13 protein-coding genes are annotated in these 13485 nt (G+C 59.8%); 5 read left to right on the forward strand and 8 right to left on the reverse strand.

Features of this window, described 5'->3' with window-relative positions; all coding sequences use genetic code 11:
* The first annotated feature begins 214 nt into the window (after positions 1 to 214).
* The 5 genes from feoA to FCN80_RS15965 all read left to right on the forward strand — a co-directional run bounded on the left by feoA (position 215) and on the right by FCN80_RS15965 (position 6223).
* Positions 215 to 436: a ferrous iron transporter A gene (gene feoA, locus FCN80_RS15945; protein ID WP_136991162.1), complete on the forward strand. Its 222-nt coding sequence runs from the start codon at positions 215 to 217 to the stop codon at positions 434 to 436.
* A 129-nt stretch (positions 437 to 565) separates the two neighbouring features.
* On the forward strand, positions 566 to 2884 hold the full coding sequence (feoB, locus tag FCN80_RS15950; RefSeq protein ID WP_136991163.1) for a Fe(2+) transporter permease subunit FeoB: 2319 nt from the start codon (positions 566 to 568) through the stop codon (positions 2882 to 2884).
* Positions 2884 to 3159, forward strand: a complete 276-nt coding sequence (locus tag FCN80_RS15955) for a FeoC-like transcriptional regulator (protein ID WP_136991164.1) — start codon at positions 2884 to 2886, stop codon at positions 3157 to 3159. Before feoB ends, FCN80_RS15955 begins: the two co-directional genes overlap by 1 nt.
* A gap of 373 nt (positions 3160 to 3532) precedes the next feature.
* A complete protein-coding gene (locus FCN80_RS15960; RefSeq protein ID WP_170975417.1) occupies positions 3533 to 5227 on the forward strand; it encodes an alpha-amylase family glycosyl hydrolase in 1695 nt (564 codons plus the stop codon).
* A gap of 18 nt (positions 5228 to 5245) precedes the next feature.
* Positions 5246 to 6223: a LysR family transcriptional regulator gene (locus FCN80_RS15965; protein ID WP_136991166.1), complete on the forward strand. Its 978-nt coding sequence runs from the start codon at positions 5246 to 5248 to the stop codon at positions 6221 to 6223.
* Here FCN80_RS15965 and mdcH read toward each other — a convergent pair.
* The 8 genes from mdcH to mdcA form a co-directional block, all read right to left on the reverse strand.
* Positions 6204 to 7139, reverse strand: coding sequence for a malonate decarboxylase subunit epsilon (mdcH, locus tag FCN80_RS15970; RefSeq protein WP_136991167.1), 936 nt, complete (start codon positions 7137 to 7139; stop codon positions 6204 to 6206). The two genes, FCN80_RS15965 and mdcH, sit on opposite strands and share 20 nt — an antisense overlap.
* A 63-nt stretch (positions 7140 to 7202) precedes the next feature.
* On the reverse strand, positions 7203 to 7847 hold the full coding sequence (locus FCN80_RS15975) for a malonate decarboxylase holo-ACP synthase (RefSeq protein ID WP_136991168.1): 645 nt from the start codon (positions 7845 to 7847) through the stop codon (positions 7203 to 7205).
* Between the two features lie 14 nt (positions 7848 to 7861).
* Positions 7862 to 8821 (reverse strand): AEC family transporter, encoded by a 960-nt coding sequence (locus FCN80_RS15980; RefSeq protein ID WP_136991169.1) that lies wholly within the window; start codon positions 8819 to 8821, stop codon positions 7862 to 7864.
* 175 nt (positions 8822 to 8996) lie between these two features.
* Positions 8997 to 9803 carry a biotin-independent malonate decarboxylase subunit gamma gene (gene mdcE, locus FCN80_RS15985; protein WP_136991170.1) on the reverse strand — a complete coding sequence of 269 codons (807 nt, stop codon included), beginning with the start codon at positions 9801 to 9803 and terminating at the stop codon, positions 8997 to 8999.
* Entirely contained in the window at positions 9800 to 10633 is an 834-nt protein-coding gene (locus FCN80_RS15990; protein WP_136991171.1) for a biotin-independent malonate decarboxylase subunit beta, read from the reverse strand. Before FCN80_RS15990 ends, mdcE begins: the two co-directional genes overlap by 4 nt.
* Positions 10626 to 10925, reverse strand: coding sequence for a malonate decarboxylase acyl carrier protein (mdcC, locus tag FCN80_RS15995; RefSeq protein WP_136991172.1), 300 nt, complete (start codon positions 10923 to 10925; stop codon positions 10626 to 10628). Before mdcC ends, FCN80_RS15990 begins: the two co-directional genes overlap by 8 nt.
* Before the next feature lie 24 nt (positions 10926 to 10949).
* A complete protein-coding gene (locus FCN80_RS16000) occupies positions 10950 to 11801 on the reverse strand; it encodes a triphosphoribosyl-dephospho-CoA synthase (RefSeq protein WP_170975418.1) in 852 nt (283 codons plus the stop codon).
* Positions 11801 to 13462, reverse strand: a complete 1662-nt coding sequence (gene mdcA, locus FCN80_RS16005) for a malonate decarboxylase subunit alpha (protein WP_136991174.1) — start codon at positions 13460 to 13462, stop codon at positions 11801 to 11803. Before mdcA ends, FCN80_RS16000 begins: the two co-directional genes overlap by 1 nt.
* Positions 13463 to 13485 lie beyond the last annotated feature (23 nt).

Here is a 13485-nt window from a genome sequence, read left to right on the forward strand (position 1 = left end):
GGGGCGCGACCGTCCCGCCGCGATGCCATTCGACATATTTAGAGCATGATACAAATATTAGGTTATAAATATAATTTCAATAAATTAATATTCGCTTATCATCGAATTTATTTAAAAAGAATTTTCATTTGCAAATGAATCTCATTGATGATAAAAATGCGCCATCGATTTTTTTGATAGGTTTTCATTCCTGTTTAACCAGAAAGAAGACGATATGCAATTTTTATCGCGCCGGCATTACCTTATTACCGGTTATGAAACCGGTATTGCGCCGGCCTACCGGCAAAAACTGTTATCCATGGGGCTCTTGCCCGGCGCGCAATTCCAAGTGGTACGTGTCGCGCCATTGGGCGATCCCTTGCAAATTGAAATTCGCCGGACACATTTATTTCTACGGAAAAAGGATCTGTCTCAATTGATTGTGGATATACTCTAAATATGTCGAGTGGCATCGCGGCGGCAAGCGAGCGCGGCCCACAAAGGCAATCTCAAATATGACGAGTAAACACAGGCATCATAAATATGCCTTTCCGATCTTAATTTCATCACGGATGTCCCGCTGGATATGAATAAGCTTATTATCGCACTCATTGGCAACCCCAATGCCGGTAAAACGACCTTGTTCAATCAACTGACCGGCAACCGGCAACGCGTCGGTAATTGGGCCGGCGTGACGGTCGAGCGGAAAGAAGGCGATATCCAGGTCGGTCGGCGGCATATTACCCTTATAGATTTACCCGGCACCTACTCATTGGCGACGCCCCATGCGCAAACATCGCCGGACGAAGGCATCGCCCGGGATTATCTCCTGGCGCGCCAGGCCGATAGGCTCATCAATGTGATTGACGCCGCCAACCTGGAACGTAATCTTTATCTCACTTTGCAGTTACTTGAATTGCGCATTCCCTGCGTTCTGGCGCTCAATATGCTGGATATCGCCCGCCGACAGCGCATCTTTGTCGATCCGGCCGCCCTCTCCCGCCGGCTGGGTTGCCCGGTAATACCGTTGGTGGCGGATATCGGACAGGGGATCGCCGAGCTGAAACAGGCGATCGTCCGGCCTATCGGGCATCCGCCCCCGCCGCCAGTGGAGTACCCGCCGGCCATTCTCGCCGCCGCCGCCGTTTTGGCCTCTCATCCGGATTCATGCGCCGCCGGACAACCTGAGCCCCGGACCGCCTTGCATCGCCTGGAACAGGGGGAAAATACCGGTCTTCGGCCGGACGCGGCCCCCCGAAGAGAGGAGCGCGTGCGGACCGAACTGGCAGACGGATTAAGTGAAGATCCGGCGCTGGTCATCGCCGATTGCCGTTATCGCGCCATCGACGACATCTGCCAATCCGTCGCCAGCGGCCGTGGCGAAACCTGCCTACTCACACGGCGACTCGACGCGCTGGCGCTCAACCGCTGGCTCGGCATTCCCTGTTTTCTGCTGGTGATGTATCTGATGTTCGTGCTGGCCATCAATGTCGGGGGCGCATTCAAGCCATTATTCGAACTGGGCTCGGCGGCATTGTTTATTGACGGCGTTCAATGGCTCGGCCACCTGCTGCATGTCCCCGACCGGCTGACCCGATTGCTGGCGCAAGGGGTGGGTTGCGGTATTGGCACCCTGTTGCCGCTGATACCGCAAATCGGCCTGATGTACCTGTTTCTGTCATTACTGGAAGATACCGGTTATATGGCCCGCGCCGCTTTCGTTATGGATCGCCTGATGCGGGCGCTCGGCCTGCCGGGCAAATCCTTCGTGCCGCTGATTATCGGTTTCGGCTGCAATGTGCCGGCGGTCATGGCGACCCGGACCCTGGATACCGCGCGGGAACGGTTGATAACCATGATGATGGCGCCGTTTATGTCCTGCGGGGCGAGGCTGGCGATTTTCGCCGTCTTCGCCGCGGCCTTTTTTGAACATCATGGCGCGGCGCTGGTGTTTTCCCTCTATCTGCTGGGTATCGCCACCGCCGTTCTGACCGGATTGCTGCTAAAGGCGACCCTGCTGCGCGGCGAGGCGCCGCCGTTCATCATGGAACTGCCGACATATCATCTGCCGCGCCTGACAAATCTGCTGCCGCAGACCTGGCAGCGGTTGAAAACCTTTTTGCTGCGGGCGGGAAAAGTCATTATCGCCGCCGGCGTCATGATTGGCTTGTTGAGCGGCTTCACCTTGCGCGGCGCGGCGACCGACGCCATAGAACAGTCGGCGCTGGCATCGGTGGGCAGAACCCTCACGCCGCTACTGTCTCCCTTGGGGGTGCGTGGGGACAATTGGCAGGCGACAGTGGGATTGATGTCCGGCGTGCTGGCCAAAGAAGTGGTGATCGGCGCGCTTAATCAACTTTACGGCGCGCAAGCCCCGGCCGGGGCGGCATTCGATCCCGGGCAATTCGATTTGACAAGACGGCTTGGCGAAGCGCTGACGGAGACCGGTCGGCAGCTTCACGCGCTGGCCGTCCCGACTTGGCTGGTCAATCCCATCGGCGCCAGTCGGGGCGACGCTGAATTAACGCCTGGCGCAATGGTCGCCCTGGGCGAAAAATTCGGCGGCGCGTCGGCCGCCTACGGTTACCTGATATTCGTGTTGCTCTATATGCCCTGTATCTCAGTGATGGGCGCTATCGCCCGGGAGAGCAACCGAAAATGGATGTTGTTATCCATAGTCTGGAGTATCAGCATCGCTTATTCGCTATCGGCCCTGTTTTACCAGGCGGCCATTTTACCGGAACAACCGTGGACGAGCTCGATGGCCATATTGCTGATAATGACCGTCAACGGTCTGATGATACTGACGCTTTACCTGCTCGGACGGCGTTTGCGCGATAAGGCCACGGCGGCGCCGGCATGCCGCCCGTCATCCAGAATGACGTGCCATCAGGGCGGCGAATAATGGGTTCCGGTCTGTTACAGTTGCGCGACGCGTTGGCCCTGTGCGGCCGGGCCAACGCCGCCGGATTAAGCGCCCGATTGAATATGTCCGTGGCGATGGCCGGCGCCATGCTGGAGCAATTGGTGGCGATGGGTCATGCCGAACGCGTGGAGCCCACCCCGCGGTCAACGGCGAAGACCTGCGCGGGATGCCGTCAGTGCCCGTCCTCTACGCGGATATATCCGCCTGTTTATCAATGGCGGCCGTCCGCCACCCGGACAAACACGTGTGTATGACGGCCCTCGGGCTATCAAAAGCACCCGACCGGATCATTTTCCGAAAAATGTCCCCTTCATCCCGTGAATTCATGTTTTCGCCGGCGGCGCGGACAAATTGATTTGCGCTTTCGCCGCCAATGGCTACATTGACAACAGGGCTTGAATGCCACGGTGATACCCGTCGTCTTTCACGTTGCCGGTTTTCCCGGACCCTCGCCCGTGTCGCCAAGGGCATCCGTGCTCACGGGGCATCGTTCGTGGATAAGCGCCGCAACTTCGGGGCATGGCGCGCGTATAGGCCGGATCATTCAAGTTGCACCACGGCGGCAGGTAAGCGACGCCTTCGTCGGGAACGCACTGCATGAGGATGTCGTCGCATCAACAAGGTACAATGATGGAAGCCATCACCCGCTTACTTGAAGAGATTTACGCCTCGTCCATCACTCAGGCGCAACTGGATACCATCAAAAGCCAAGTCAGCTTTGCCAAGTCGACGTTGCAGCAATCGCGAAAAGCCCACTGGGATCAGAAAGACGTTATGCTGATAACCTACGCTGATCAGTTTATGGAGGCCGAGCAGCCGACGCTCGCCACCCTGACCCGCTTCTTCGATCAACGATTGAGAAATACATTTAATCTGGTCCATCTCCTGCCGTTTTATCCCTACTCATCCGACGACGGTTTTTCGGTTATCGATTACCACCAGGTGAACCCTATTGCCGGCAGTTGGCAGCACATCAGCGCCTTGCATGAGTCTACGCGGTTGATGTTCGATTTCGTCTGCAACCACATTTCAGCCCACAGCAAATGGCTGGCGGGCTATCTGCAACAGCAGACCGAATACGAGAACTATTTTATCGCCCTGCCCCCCGCCACCGACTTGAGCACCGTCACGCGTCCGAGAACCTCGCCTCTGCTAACGCCGTTTACCCTGAATAATGAGGAAACGCGCTACCTCTGGACGACCTTTAGCGCTGATCAGGTGGATTTGAACTTTGCCAATCCCCGCGTTCTTATCGGCATCATCGGCGTACTGCTGCACTACCTGACGCAAGGGGCGGATTACATCCGGTTGGATGCCGTGGGCTATTTATGGAAAGAGCTGGGCACCCGCTGCATTCATCTGCCCAAAACCCATCTGCTGGTCAAATTGTTTCGCGCCATCGCCAACGAGGTGGCGCCGGGAACCGTCATCATTACCGAAACCAATGTACCGCATAAGGACAACATCAGTTACTTCGGCGACGGTCGCGACGAGGCGCAGATGGTGTACCAGTTTCCTTTGCCGCCACTGGTGCTGCACGCCATCCATAACGGCAGCAGTCGCGCGTTGCGCCATTGGGCGGCTTCCTTGGAAACAGGCCGGAAGGACACGACGTTCCTTAATTTTCTCGCCTCCCATGACGGTATCGGCATGAACCCGCTACGGGGCATCCTGCCGGAGGTGGAAATCGATAATCTGGTGCGCGACCTGGAAGCCGAGGGCGCGCTGGTGTCCTATAAGCAAAATACCGACGGCACCACCAGCCCTTACGAAATTAATGTGACTTATCTTGACGCGCTCAATCTGCGCAAAGACAATGACGACACCCGCCTGCGGCGCTTTTTGCTGGCGCACGCCATCTTGCTGGCGTTTCCCGGCGTGCCCGCCGTTTATATTCAGAGCATTCTCGGCTCGCGCAACGATTACGAAGGGGTCAAGGCCGCCGGCCATAATCGGGCGGTCAACCGGGAAAAATATCCGCTCAAGGAGATTGAGGCGGCATTACAGGATGAAACATCGCTGCGTTCGCGTATTTTCCACCGCCTGAGCGGGCTGATCCAGACGCGTCGCCAGCAGCCGGCCTTTCACCCGGACGCCGCCATGGAAGTGCAGGATAGCGACAATACCTTACTGGTCTTTTACCGGCGGCATGAACGGCAACACATGCTCTGTGTCTTTAACCTGAGTGGCAAAACCGTCTCACTGCCGTTGCCGCAGGGGCATTACCGGGACGTCATTCGCGGCCGGGATATCGCCGGCGGGGATCCGCTATCGCTGGATCCCTACCAATTCTACTGGCTGGCGGATACGGCTGCGCCCTGAATGGAATGGCGATTCGATATGATCGACAACGATATTACTTTTCGCAAATTGGAAATTTTCCTGGCGTTTATGGATAAGCTTAATATCGGCCGCGCCGCTGAACAGCTGGGCTTGAGCGCGGTCAGCGTACACCGCGCGCTGCACACGCTGGAAGAGAGCGTTCGCTGCCCGCTGTTTATTCATCAGGGCCGTAATCTCACACCGCTGCCTGCCGCCGAAACCCTGGCCGAATACGCCCGCGAAGTCGTGGACTTGATGCAGCGGGGCGTTGGGGAAACCCGCAAGCGCGGCGGCATCGGCCAAGGCCGGCTGCGATTGGGGACCATGTATTCATTAACCCTGGATACGGTGCCGCGCCTGATTATGGGATTGAAGCTACGCCGGCCGAACCTGGAGCTGGAGCTGCTCATGGGCTCGAATCAGGACTTGCTGGTACGGCTGGAGGATCAGCGATTGGACGCCATTTTGATTTCGGTGAGCGACAGTGAAATCGACCCGTCCCGTTTCGAGACGTTGCCGCTATTCGATGATGACATCTTCCTGGCCACCCCGAAAGAGTCGGCCCATCAGGTTGCCGGACCGGCGGATTTGCGCGACTTTCGCAATGAAAAGTTCGTTTCGCTGACCGAAGGGTTCGCCACTTATCAGGGCTTCAAGGAAGCCTTCCACATTGCCGGCTTCGAACCTCAGATGGTCACCCAGGTTAACGATATTTTCTCAATGATAAACCTGGTGCAGGCCGGCGTGGGTTGCACATTGCTGCCGGGACGCGTCAGGGGGATTTACGGCGCCTCCCTGCGGCTATTGCCCCTGGCGACGCCCTATCAAATGAAACAGACCATCGCGCTGGTCTTCGCCCACGCCCGCGAGCACGATCCTGATTTGCTGGCGCTGGTGGCGGAAGGGAGGATGTATACCCTCAATCATTACCACGCCGGTTCGGCGCGGTCCGCCGTAACGGAACAATGCGTTATCCTCAACGATCTTCCGACTTAAGCCGCCGGGCCAGCCCGAGGATGAGCGATAGGGAATTCTGGCTGAATGCCACCGCCTCGCCCTGCTCCATTACCCTTTTGGTGAGGCCGGTCAATACCGCGCCGGGCGGCATTTCGATTGCCAGCCGGACATCCCGTTGATAGGCGCTTAGCATGGCATCCTGCCAGTGAACCGGTCGTGCCATGTTCATCGCCAGGTCCTCGGCGATACGCTTCGGCTGGACGAGTACGCGGCCGGTGCTGCCGCTGAGATAGTTCAGCGTCGGACGCCGCAGCTCAACCGAAGCGAACGCTTCGGCCAGCGCTTCAGCCGGTTTATCCAGCAACGCGCAATGGGACGGCACGGCCACCGCCAGGCGCTGCGCGCGGGCCGCGCCCTGTGCCATCGCCTGCTCGCAGACTTCAGCCATGGCCGGCTCGCTGCCGGCTATCACAAACTGATCATCCGCATTCAGGTTGGCCAGATAGACCGGGCGGTCGGGGCCATGGACCCGGGAAATCATCCCCTCCAGCATAACCCGAGACAATCCGGTGATGGCCGAGAGGCCGTAGCCGGCGGGATAAGCGCGCTCCATCAGCTCGCCGCGCAGCGCCACCAGTCGCAACCCCGCCTCATAGTCCAGCGCGCCGGCGACCACCGCCGCGGGAAAGGCGCCGATGGATAATCCGCTGGTGTAATCGGCAACGACGCCGGCCCGCAACAGCCGGCGTGCGTGGATGACGCCGGCGATATACAGGCAGAGTTGCACAGCGCGGGTGGATCGCAACGCCTGGGCGTCATCCAAATCCAGCGCCGGTTTGCCCAGCACGTCCGAGGCGCATTCAAGCAGTCGCAGACTTTCCTCATCCTCCGGCAGTCGATGCAGCATGCCGGGGGTTTGGGCTCCCTGGCCCGGAAACGTCAGCAGAATTTTCATCAGATCCTCCTCGTGGCCCCAACGATGCCGCCTCGACATGGCGATGCCTGTCGCCGCGGCCGGCTAGCGATGCCCTGCCGCCGATTGTTCTGCCCACGGCCAGGGATTGTCGGTCAGTAACGGACCCGTGGCGGTCTTCACCATAACCTTGCCGCCTCTGAGCCATTCCACCAGCGCGCACCCCCCCAAGGGCGTTTCCAGTTGGATATCCGCCCGACAGGGTAAAGCGGGCAGCATTACGGCCAATGACGCCGCATCGGCCGCCGGCAATGGCCGTGGGCAACGAATAAGCAGATCCAGGTCGCTGTCCGCCCGGCACACCCGTATGCCAGTGGCCAGCATATAGCCGCAACTGCCGGTCACCCCCCATGCCCAAGGCCACTTCTGCCGGGCGACATGGCGCAACGCGCGCAATACCGGCAGTTCGTCGTTTTGACCGGCGGGAGTGTTTATCCACTGCCGGACCAGCATTTCCGGCGTAACCACACGGCGAACATGCTCAACGGCGACCCAGGCCGCGACCCGTTCACGTCGTTGCGCGCCCCGTATACCCACCGGGATAAATCCCGCCGGTCCCCTATCCCTGCGTACCACCACCGGCCATACCGGCGACCAGGCGCGCGTTACCCAATCCGGGGGCGGCGCGGGAAAAGACAGGTCCCGCGCATCGCCTAGCCACAGCAGGTCATGGGGTTCGGGCTGATGCATAATCCCTCCCGCCGTTACATTCCGGCGGTTAACGTGATAAACAACGGCAAGGTCAGAACACACAATACCGAGCTTATCAACAAAGTGGCTTCGGCATCCGGCGACTGCACGCCGAACCGGTTACCGAAGACAATACCGAAAAACCCTGCCGACAGGGCAATCATAAGCACCGCCGTGATGGCTACCCGGCCACTGATACCGAACGCCGCCACCAACCCCATGGCAATAAACGGCTGTATGATATTTTTAGTAACGCAGGAAAGCAGTACCGGACCATTGATTTTCAACCGGCGGGCCGACAGGATTACCCCGGTCAGAAACAGTGCGGAGGCGGTCGCGGACAACCCCAGGGGTTTGATGGCGGACAGAACGATATCCGGCATGGACAGGCCCAGCGCCGACAACACTACCCCCAGCAACGGCCCCCAGACGATGGGCTTTTTAATTGAACGCCACATCAGTACCGGCAGCAGCGCCAGGCTTGATCCACGGTTTTCGCCGCTGGCCCGCGCTTTTTCCCGTTCGAGAATCAACAGGCAGAACGGCGTCATCAATACCGAGCCGCAGGCGATGGATACCGCCACCGATAACGATGTGGCGGAACCCTCGCCCAACACGCTGTTTAATATTGGCAGGCCCAAGGCGGCATAATTCGGCAGGGCGACGGTGAGAGTCAATACCGCCGCATCCTGGGGGGATTTTTTGAACACCTTGGTACAGATAAAATAAAGCGCCGCATAAGCAATCCACATGGATAACGTCAGCAACAGCACCAACGGCGACTGGCCGATGATGCCCCGCCAGGGCGTTTGTACCGTGGCGCTAAACAGCGCGGCCGGTAAGGCGAAATCCATCACATACACATTCAGCAGCGAAACATTGGTGTTGTCGACCATTTTCGCTTTGCCGGCGTAGTAACCCAACAGCATAATCACAAAGATCGGCGCCAGGGCGTGTAAAATCACATAAGTCATATAACCATCCGTTAAGTAGAGTAAAAAGAGGCTGGGGAACGCCGGTTGCGATAGGTATTGTTATTGTCTCGTCGACGTCAACGGCCCACGCCCGCCCAATCCATTGCCGTGTGAAACGTTGGCGGGCGGGCCGTCGACATAAAGAGGCAGGTGTCTCGGCCGGTTCCGGGTCGGGCTACCACTCCCGGCGCATACGTTCCCTCACCAACTGGGAACTTTGCCGATTGGCGGCGCCCAGGCGTCCGGCCAGGGTCGTCCCCTGCCGGCGGCATTGCTCTTGCGCCTGGGACAGCGCGCGAGTCACCCGGTCGATATCGTCATCGCCAGCCCGATCGGGATTGGCGATATCCAATAATTGCGCCAGCAGGCCCAGCGTGGCGTAATTTTCGATGTCATAGGCCATAGGCGGAATGGTTTTCGCCAACTGTTCAAGCGCATCCACCGAACGCAGCGTGATGCGGGCGGCGGAATCCTTGCCCATGGCATGAATCATGACCGCCGGGTCGTTAAACGCGATCAGTTGATTGGCCTGGTAACCGTGGGCGAGAAACGCGCCGGACATGGCTTTTCCCACAATCAAGGCAATGACCGGATGACCGGCCAGACGAGCGCCGGCATAAGCCGACGCCGCCCCCGCCAGTGACTGGTGAATGCCAAAGGCCTCCTCGCGCCGGCCATACGCCTGGCTAGGCACGTCCACAATGGCCACGATGGCGCGCTTGTCATCGCGATCACGGTCCTCGGCCACCGCCTCGCTCACCACTTCGTCCAGCGTCCAGCCCTCCAGTAAGCCCACTTCCCCGCGCGCGGCGCGCGGATAACGATTATCCGCATCGGGCACTACGGCGATATAGCGGGCCGGACGGCCATCTAACCGGCCATCGGCCACCTTGACCGAGGGACATTGCCCCTGGCACAGCGTTGCGTCTTTGGTCAACAGGGAGAACCAATAATCTCCCCGGCTCAGATAGGGTGTGTTCATATGCGTTCCTCCCGGTTGAACAAAGCCAGAATCTGCGGTTTATCCACCTGTTGGCGGGTATCGAATGCATTGAGCCGATGCAGGTAGTCCTGATAAGCATCCGTACGAAGCTTGGCCGGCGCCCCTTCTTGCAGGAACTTCAGCGTGGTGTGTTTCACCTCGTCCAGAGAGTCCGCCACCAGCGCATCGACGAAACCCGCCTCATAGCGTACTTCACCGCCGGTCATCCGCCAGATAAACGGCCTGTCCCGCGAGTCGTATTCCTCCAATCCCGCCTCTTGCTCAATGACTTGCGGACCATTCAGGCCCAAACGCGCCTCCCGGGTTACAATCAATCGGCTGCACAGGCCGGCGGCAATGGACATGCCGCCGAAACATCCCACGGTGCCCGCCACGATGCCGATGACCGGCGTGTAACGACGCAAATCGACAATGGCGGCATGGATATCCGCGATGGCCGCCAGGCCGAGATTCGCCTCTTGCAGGCGCACGCCGCCGGTTTCCAGCATCAAGATCGCCTGCGTGGGGATGCCGCGGCGATGATCTTCCGCCGCCATCTCCAACGCCGCCGCCATCTTGGCGCCGGAGACCTCGCCCATACTGCCGCCCTGAAACGCGCCTTCGATAGCCGCCACGACGGTGGGTTTACCGCCCAACGTGCCCTTGGCCACCACCATGCCGTCATCGGATTGCGGGACGATGCCTTGCGGTTCCAGCCAGGGCGACATGATGTGTTCGAACGGCCCCAGCAATTCCCGGTAGCTGCCCTCATCCAACATGGCTCGGGCCCGTGCGCGGGCGTTCAGTTCGATAAAACTTTTCTCAGACATGGGCCGCCTCCTCGAAAACCTGTTCGATGCGCAGACGGGCCACGCCCGGCGTCGCGCCGAAATCGTTGATGTCCAACCGGCCGGCCGGTAAATCCCGCGCGGCGCCCACCCGGTCGATCAGATGCTGCCAACGTTGCCGCCCGCCCGATACAGACGAGCATATCGTCACATGCAGCGCGCGGTCGGCGGCGGGCTCATACAGCGCTTCCAGATCGCCGGAACCCACCACGCCGGCCAACGCCTTGCCCGGCAAGGGGCTGCCGGCGGGAAAATCTAATTCGATTCGTTCCATAGCATCCTCAATTCATGTCAGTGATCAGGCGCCAGCCCAATCAAGGAAAATGGCGGCGGCCAGCAAGTCCGCCGCGCCGCCCGGCGAGGCGTTGGCCGCCAGCATGGCCGCGTCCAGTTCAGCCAGCGCTAAACGTCCGGGGGGGCAAGAAACGCCGCCGGCCGCCAGCACGGCGGCGGCGCCGCGGTGCATGGCCTTCAAGGCCGGCATCCCGCCCCTGTGCAACACACAGGTGTCCGTTAACGTACACATTATGGCCATCAGGGCATCCAGCCGGGCGTCGGTTTCGCTCGCGCCCCGCCGGCGGCTTTGCCGCAATTGCGGTAATGCGCGGTCGATGACGTGGGGAAAGCCTTGTACGGCTTCTTCCCTGGCGCCCGGTACCTGATAACGCTGAACCGCCAACCGCCCCTTGCTGAAATTTTTCGGACGGCGATTATCCGGCAACGCCGCCAGGCGCGCGGCGGCGGCGGCGATATCTTCCGCCGCGGCGACGCCGCCCAGCATGGCGCTGCCGCTCACCAGTAGGCCCAATGCCCAGATGGCGCCGCGATGCGTGTTGACGCCGCCGGTAGCCGACATCATCTCCTGCTCGCCCTGACGGCCCAGGCGACCGACCTCCTGGCGCAAGGCCATGTCCGCCGGCCTCAGCCAGCTATGCAGCGCTAACCGCTGGAAGGTGGGTCGCAGGCTTCGGGCGGATCGCAACATCAGCGTCAGCGTCAAATCTTGATGCGCCCCGCTGCCGCGGCTATCCACCAAACCGGGTTTGGGACTGAGTCGCGCCTCCTGGCCTAATGCCCGGACCGCCAGACCGGCCAGCCGATGGGCTTGCGCCTCGGTGTCGTTGAAACCCGCTACCGGCCGCGTGTCCATTACCAGCTCCGGAATTTGGCCGGCGGCTGGTACAATCCGCCGGACCATTCCACCAGTTCGCCAATACTGCCGGCGGCCAGCAGCGAACGGCTGGCTTCGGTCCGCCGGATCCCCATATCCTCGGGGAACGCCACCAACCCGCGGCGACGTAAATCGGCCACCCGGGTGGCGTCGACGCCCAACCCGATATCAGTGATACCCGCCACCGCGGCCACCATCGCCCGCCGCTCTTCCATGGAGCGCGCCCGGTAAAGATAGGCGATGCCCTCTTCCGTCAATACATGGGTCACGTCATCGCCATAAATCATCACTGGCGCCAGCGGCATACCCGCTTCCCGGCCGACATCCACCGCTTCCAGTTTTTCCATGAACGACGGTTTGGCGCCGGCCTGATAGGTTTCCACCATCTGCACCACCAGCTTCTGCCCGCGCCGTATCGGATCCGGCTCTTGGATCATATCCAGCCAGGCGGGCGTGGCGTGGCGGCGACCGTGGGGATCATGCCCCATATTGGGCGCGCCGCCGAAACCGGACAGCCGTCCCCGGGTCACAGTGGATGAGTTGGCCAGGCCGTCTATCTGCAAGGTGGAGCCGATAAACATGTCCACGGCATATTGGCCGGCTAACTGGCAAAAAGCCCGATTGGAACGCATTGAACCGTCGGCGCCGGTGAAAAACACATCGGGCCGGGCGCGAATATACTCTTCCATGCCCAGTTCGCCGCCAAAGCAATGCACGCTATCCACCCAGCCGCTTTCAATGGCGGGAATCAAGGTCGGATGGGGATTCAAGGTCCAGTGCCGGCAGATTTTGCCTTTCAGACCGAGCCGCTCGCCATAGGTCGGCAAGAGCAATTCGATGGCGGCGGTATTGAAGCCGATGCCGTGATTGAGGGATTGCACCTGGTGCTCGGCATAAATGCCTTTGATGGCCATCATGGCCATCAACACATGCACCGGTTTAATTAAACGGGGATCTCGGGTAAACAGCGGTTCGATAAAAAACGGTTTATCCGCGACAACCACAAAATCCACCCAGGAACCGGGAATATCCACCCTGGGCAGGTCGCTATCGTCGTCCACCAGTTCGTTGACCTGGGCGATAACGATACCGTCCTTGAATGCGGCGGCTTCAACCAGCGCCGGGGTATCCTCGGTACTGGCGCCGGTATACAGGTTCCCCCGGCGATCGGCTTTGAAACCGGCCACCAAGGCGATATTGGGAATTAAATCCACGAACAGGCGGGCGTACAATTCAATATAGGTGTGTATGGCGCCGACTTCCAGTAACCCATCTTCCAGTAGTTGGGCGATGCGCAGACTTTGCGGGCCGGAATAAGCGAAGTCCAGCTTGCGGGCGATGCCCTTTTCAAACAAATCCAGGTGTTCCGCACGACTGATGCTGGGCATGATCAAATGCAGATCGTGGACTTTTCCCGCATCGACGGTCGTCAGCATTCGGGAAAGAAAATCGGCCTGTTTCTGGTTATTGCCTTCCAGTACCACGCGATCACCCGGCGCGATCAGCGTCTCCAGAATGGCGGTCATATTCTCGGCGCGCAGCACTTTGCCGTCGGCCATGGCGCCGATGCGCTCCAGGCGGCGTTTTTTCTCCGTACGCCGCGAGTCCCAGACTTTGGCGGGCGCTTGATTGAGCGGCATGATTAATCTCCTCGGTACGTGAA

This window comes from Martelella alba, assembly GCF_005217455.1.
Lineage (GTDB): Bacteria > Pseudomonadota > Gammaproteobacteria > Enterobacterales > Enterobacteriaceae > Acerihabitans.

What these genes read in the sequence shown, in the direction of transcription:
- feoA (WP_136991162.1), top strand. Translation starts at nt 215, where the DNA reads ATGCAATTTTTATCGCGCCGGCATTACCTTATTACCGGTTATGAAACC.
- feoB (WP_136991163.1), top strand. Translation starts at nt 566, where the DNA reads ATGAATAAGCTTATTATCGCACTCATTGGCAACCCCAATGCCGGTAAA.
- FCN80_RS15955 (WP_136991164.1), top strand. Translation starts at nt 2,884, where the DNA reads ATGGGTTCCGGTCTGTTACAGTTGCGCGACGCGTTGGCCCTGTGCGGC.
- FCN80_RS15960 (WP_170975417.1), top strand. Translation starts at nt 3,533, where the DNA reads ATGATGGAAGCCATCACCCGCTTACTTGAAGAGATTTACGCCTCGTCC.
- FCN80_RS15965 (WP_136991166.1), top strand. Translation starts at nt 5,246, where the DNA reads ATGATCGACAACGATATTACTTTTCGCAAATTGGAAATTTTCCTGGCG.
- mdcH (WP_136991167.1), bottom strand. Translation starts at nt 7,139, where the DNA reads ATGAAAATTCTGCTGACGTTTCCGGGCCAGGGAGCCCAAACCCCCGGC.
- FCN80_RS15975 (WP_136991168.1), bottom strand. Translation starts at nt 7,847, where the DNA reads ATGCATCAGCCCGAACCCCATGACCTGCTGTGGCTAGGCGATGCGCGG.
- FCN80_RS15980 (WP_136991169.1), bottom strand. Translation starts at nt 8,821, where the DNA reads ATGACTTATGTGATTTTACACGCCCTGGCGCCGATCTTTGTGATTATG.
- mdcE (WP_136991170.1), bottom strand. Translation starts at nt 9,803, where the DNA reads ATGAACACACCCTATCTGAGCCGGGGAGATTATTGGTTCTCCCTGTTG.
- FCN80_RS15990 (WP_136991171.1), bottom strand. Translation starts at nt 10,633, where the DNA reads ATGTCTGAGAAAAGTTTTATCGAACTGAACGCCCGCGCACGGGCCCGA.
- mdcC (WP_136991172.1), bottom strand. Translation starts at nt 10,925, where the DNA reads ATGGAACGAATCGAATTAGATTTTCCCGCCGGCAGCCCCTTGCCGGGC.
- FCN80_RS16000 (WP_170975418.1), bottom strand. Translation starts at nt 11,801, where the DNA reads ATGGACACGCGGCCGGTAGCGGGTTTCAACGACACCGAGGCGCAAGCC.
- mdcA (WP_136991174.1), bottom strand. Translation starts at nt 13,462, where the DNA reads ATGCCGCTCAATCAAGCGCCCGCCAAAGTCTGGGACTCGCGGCGTACG.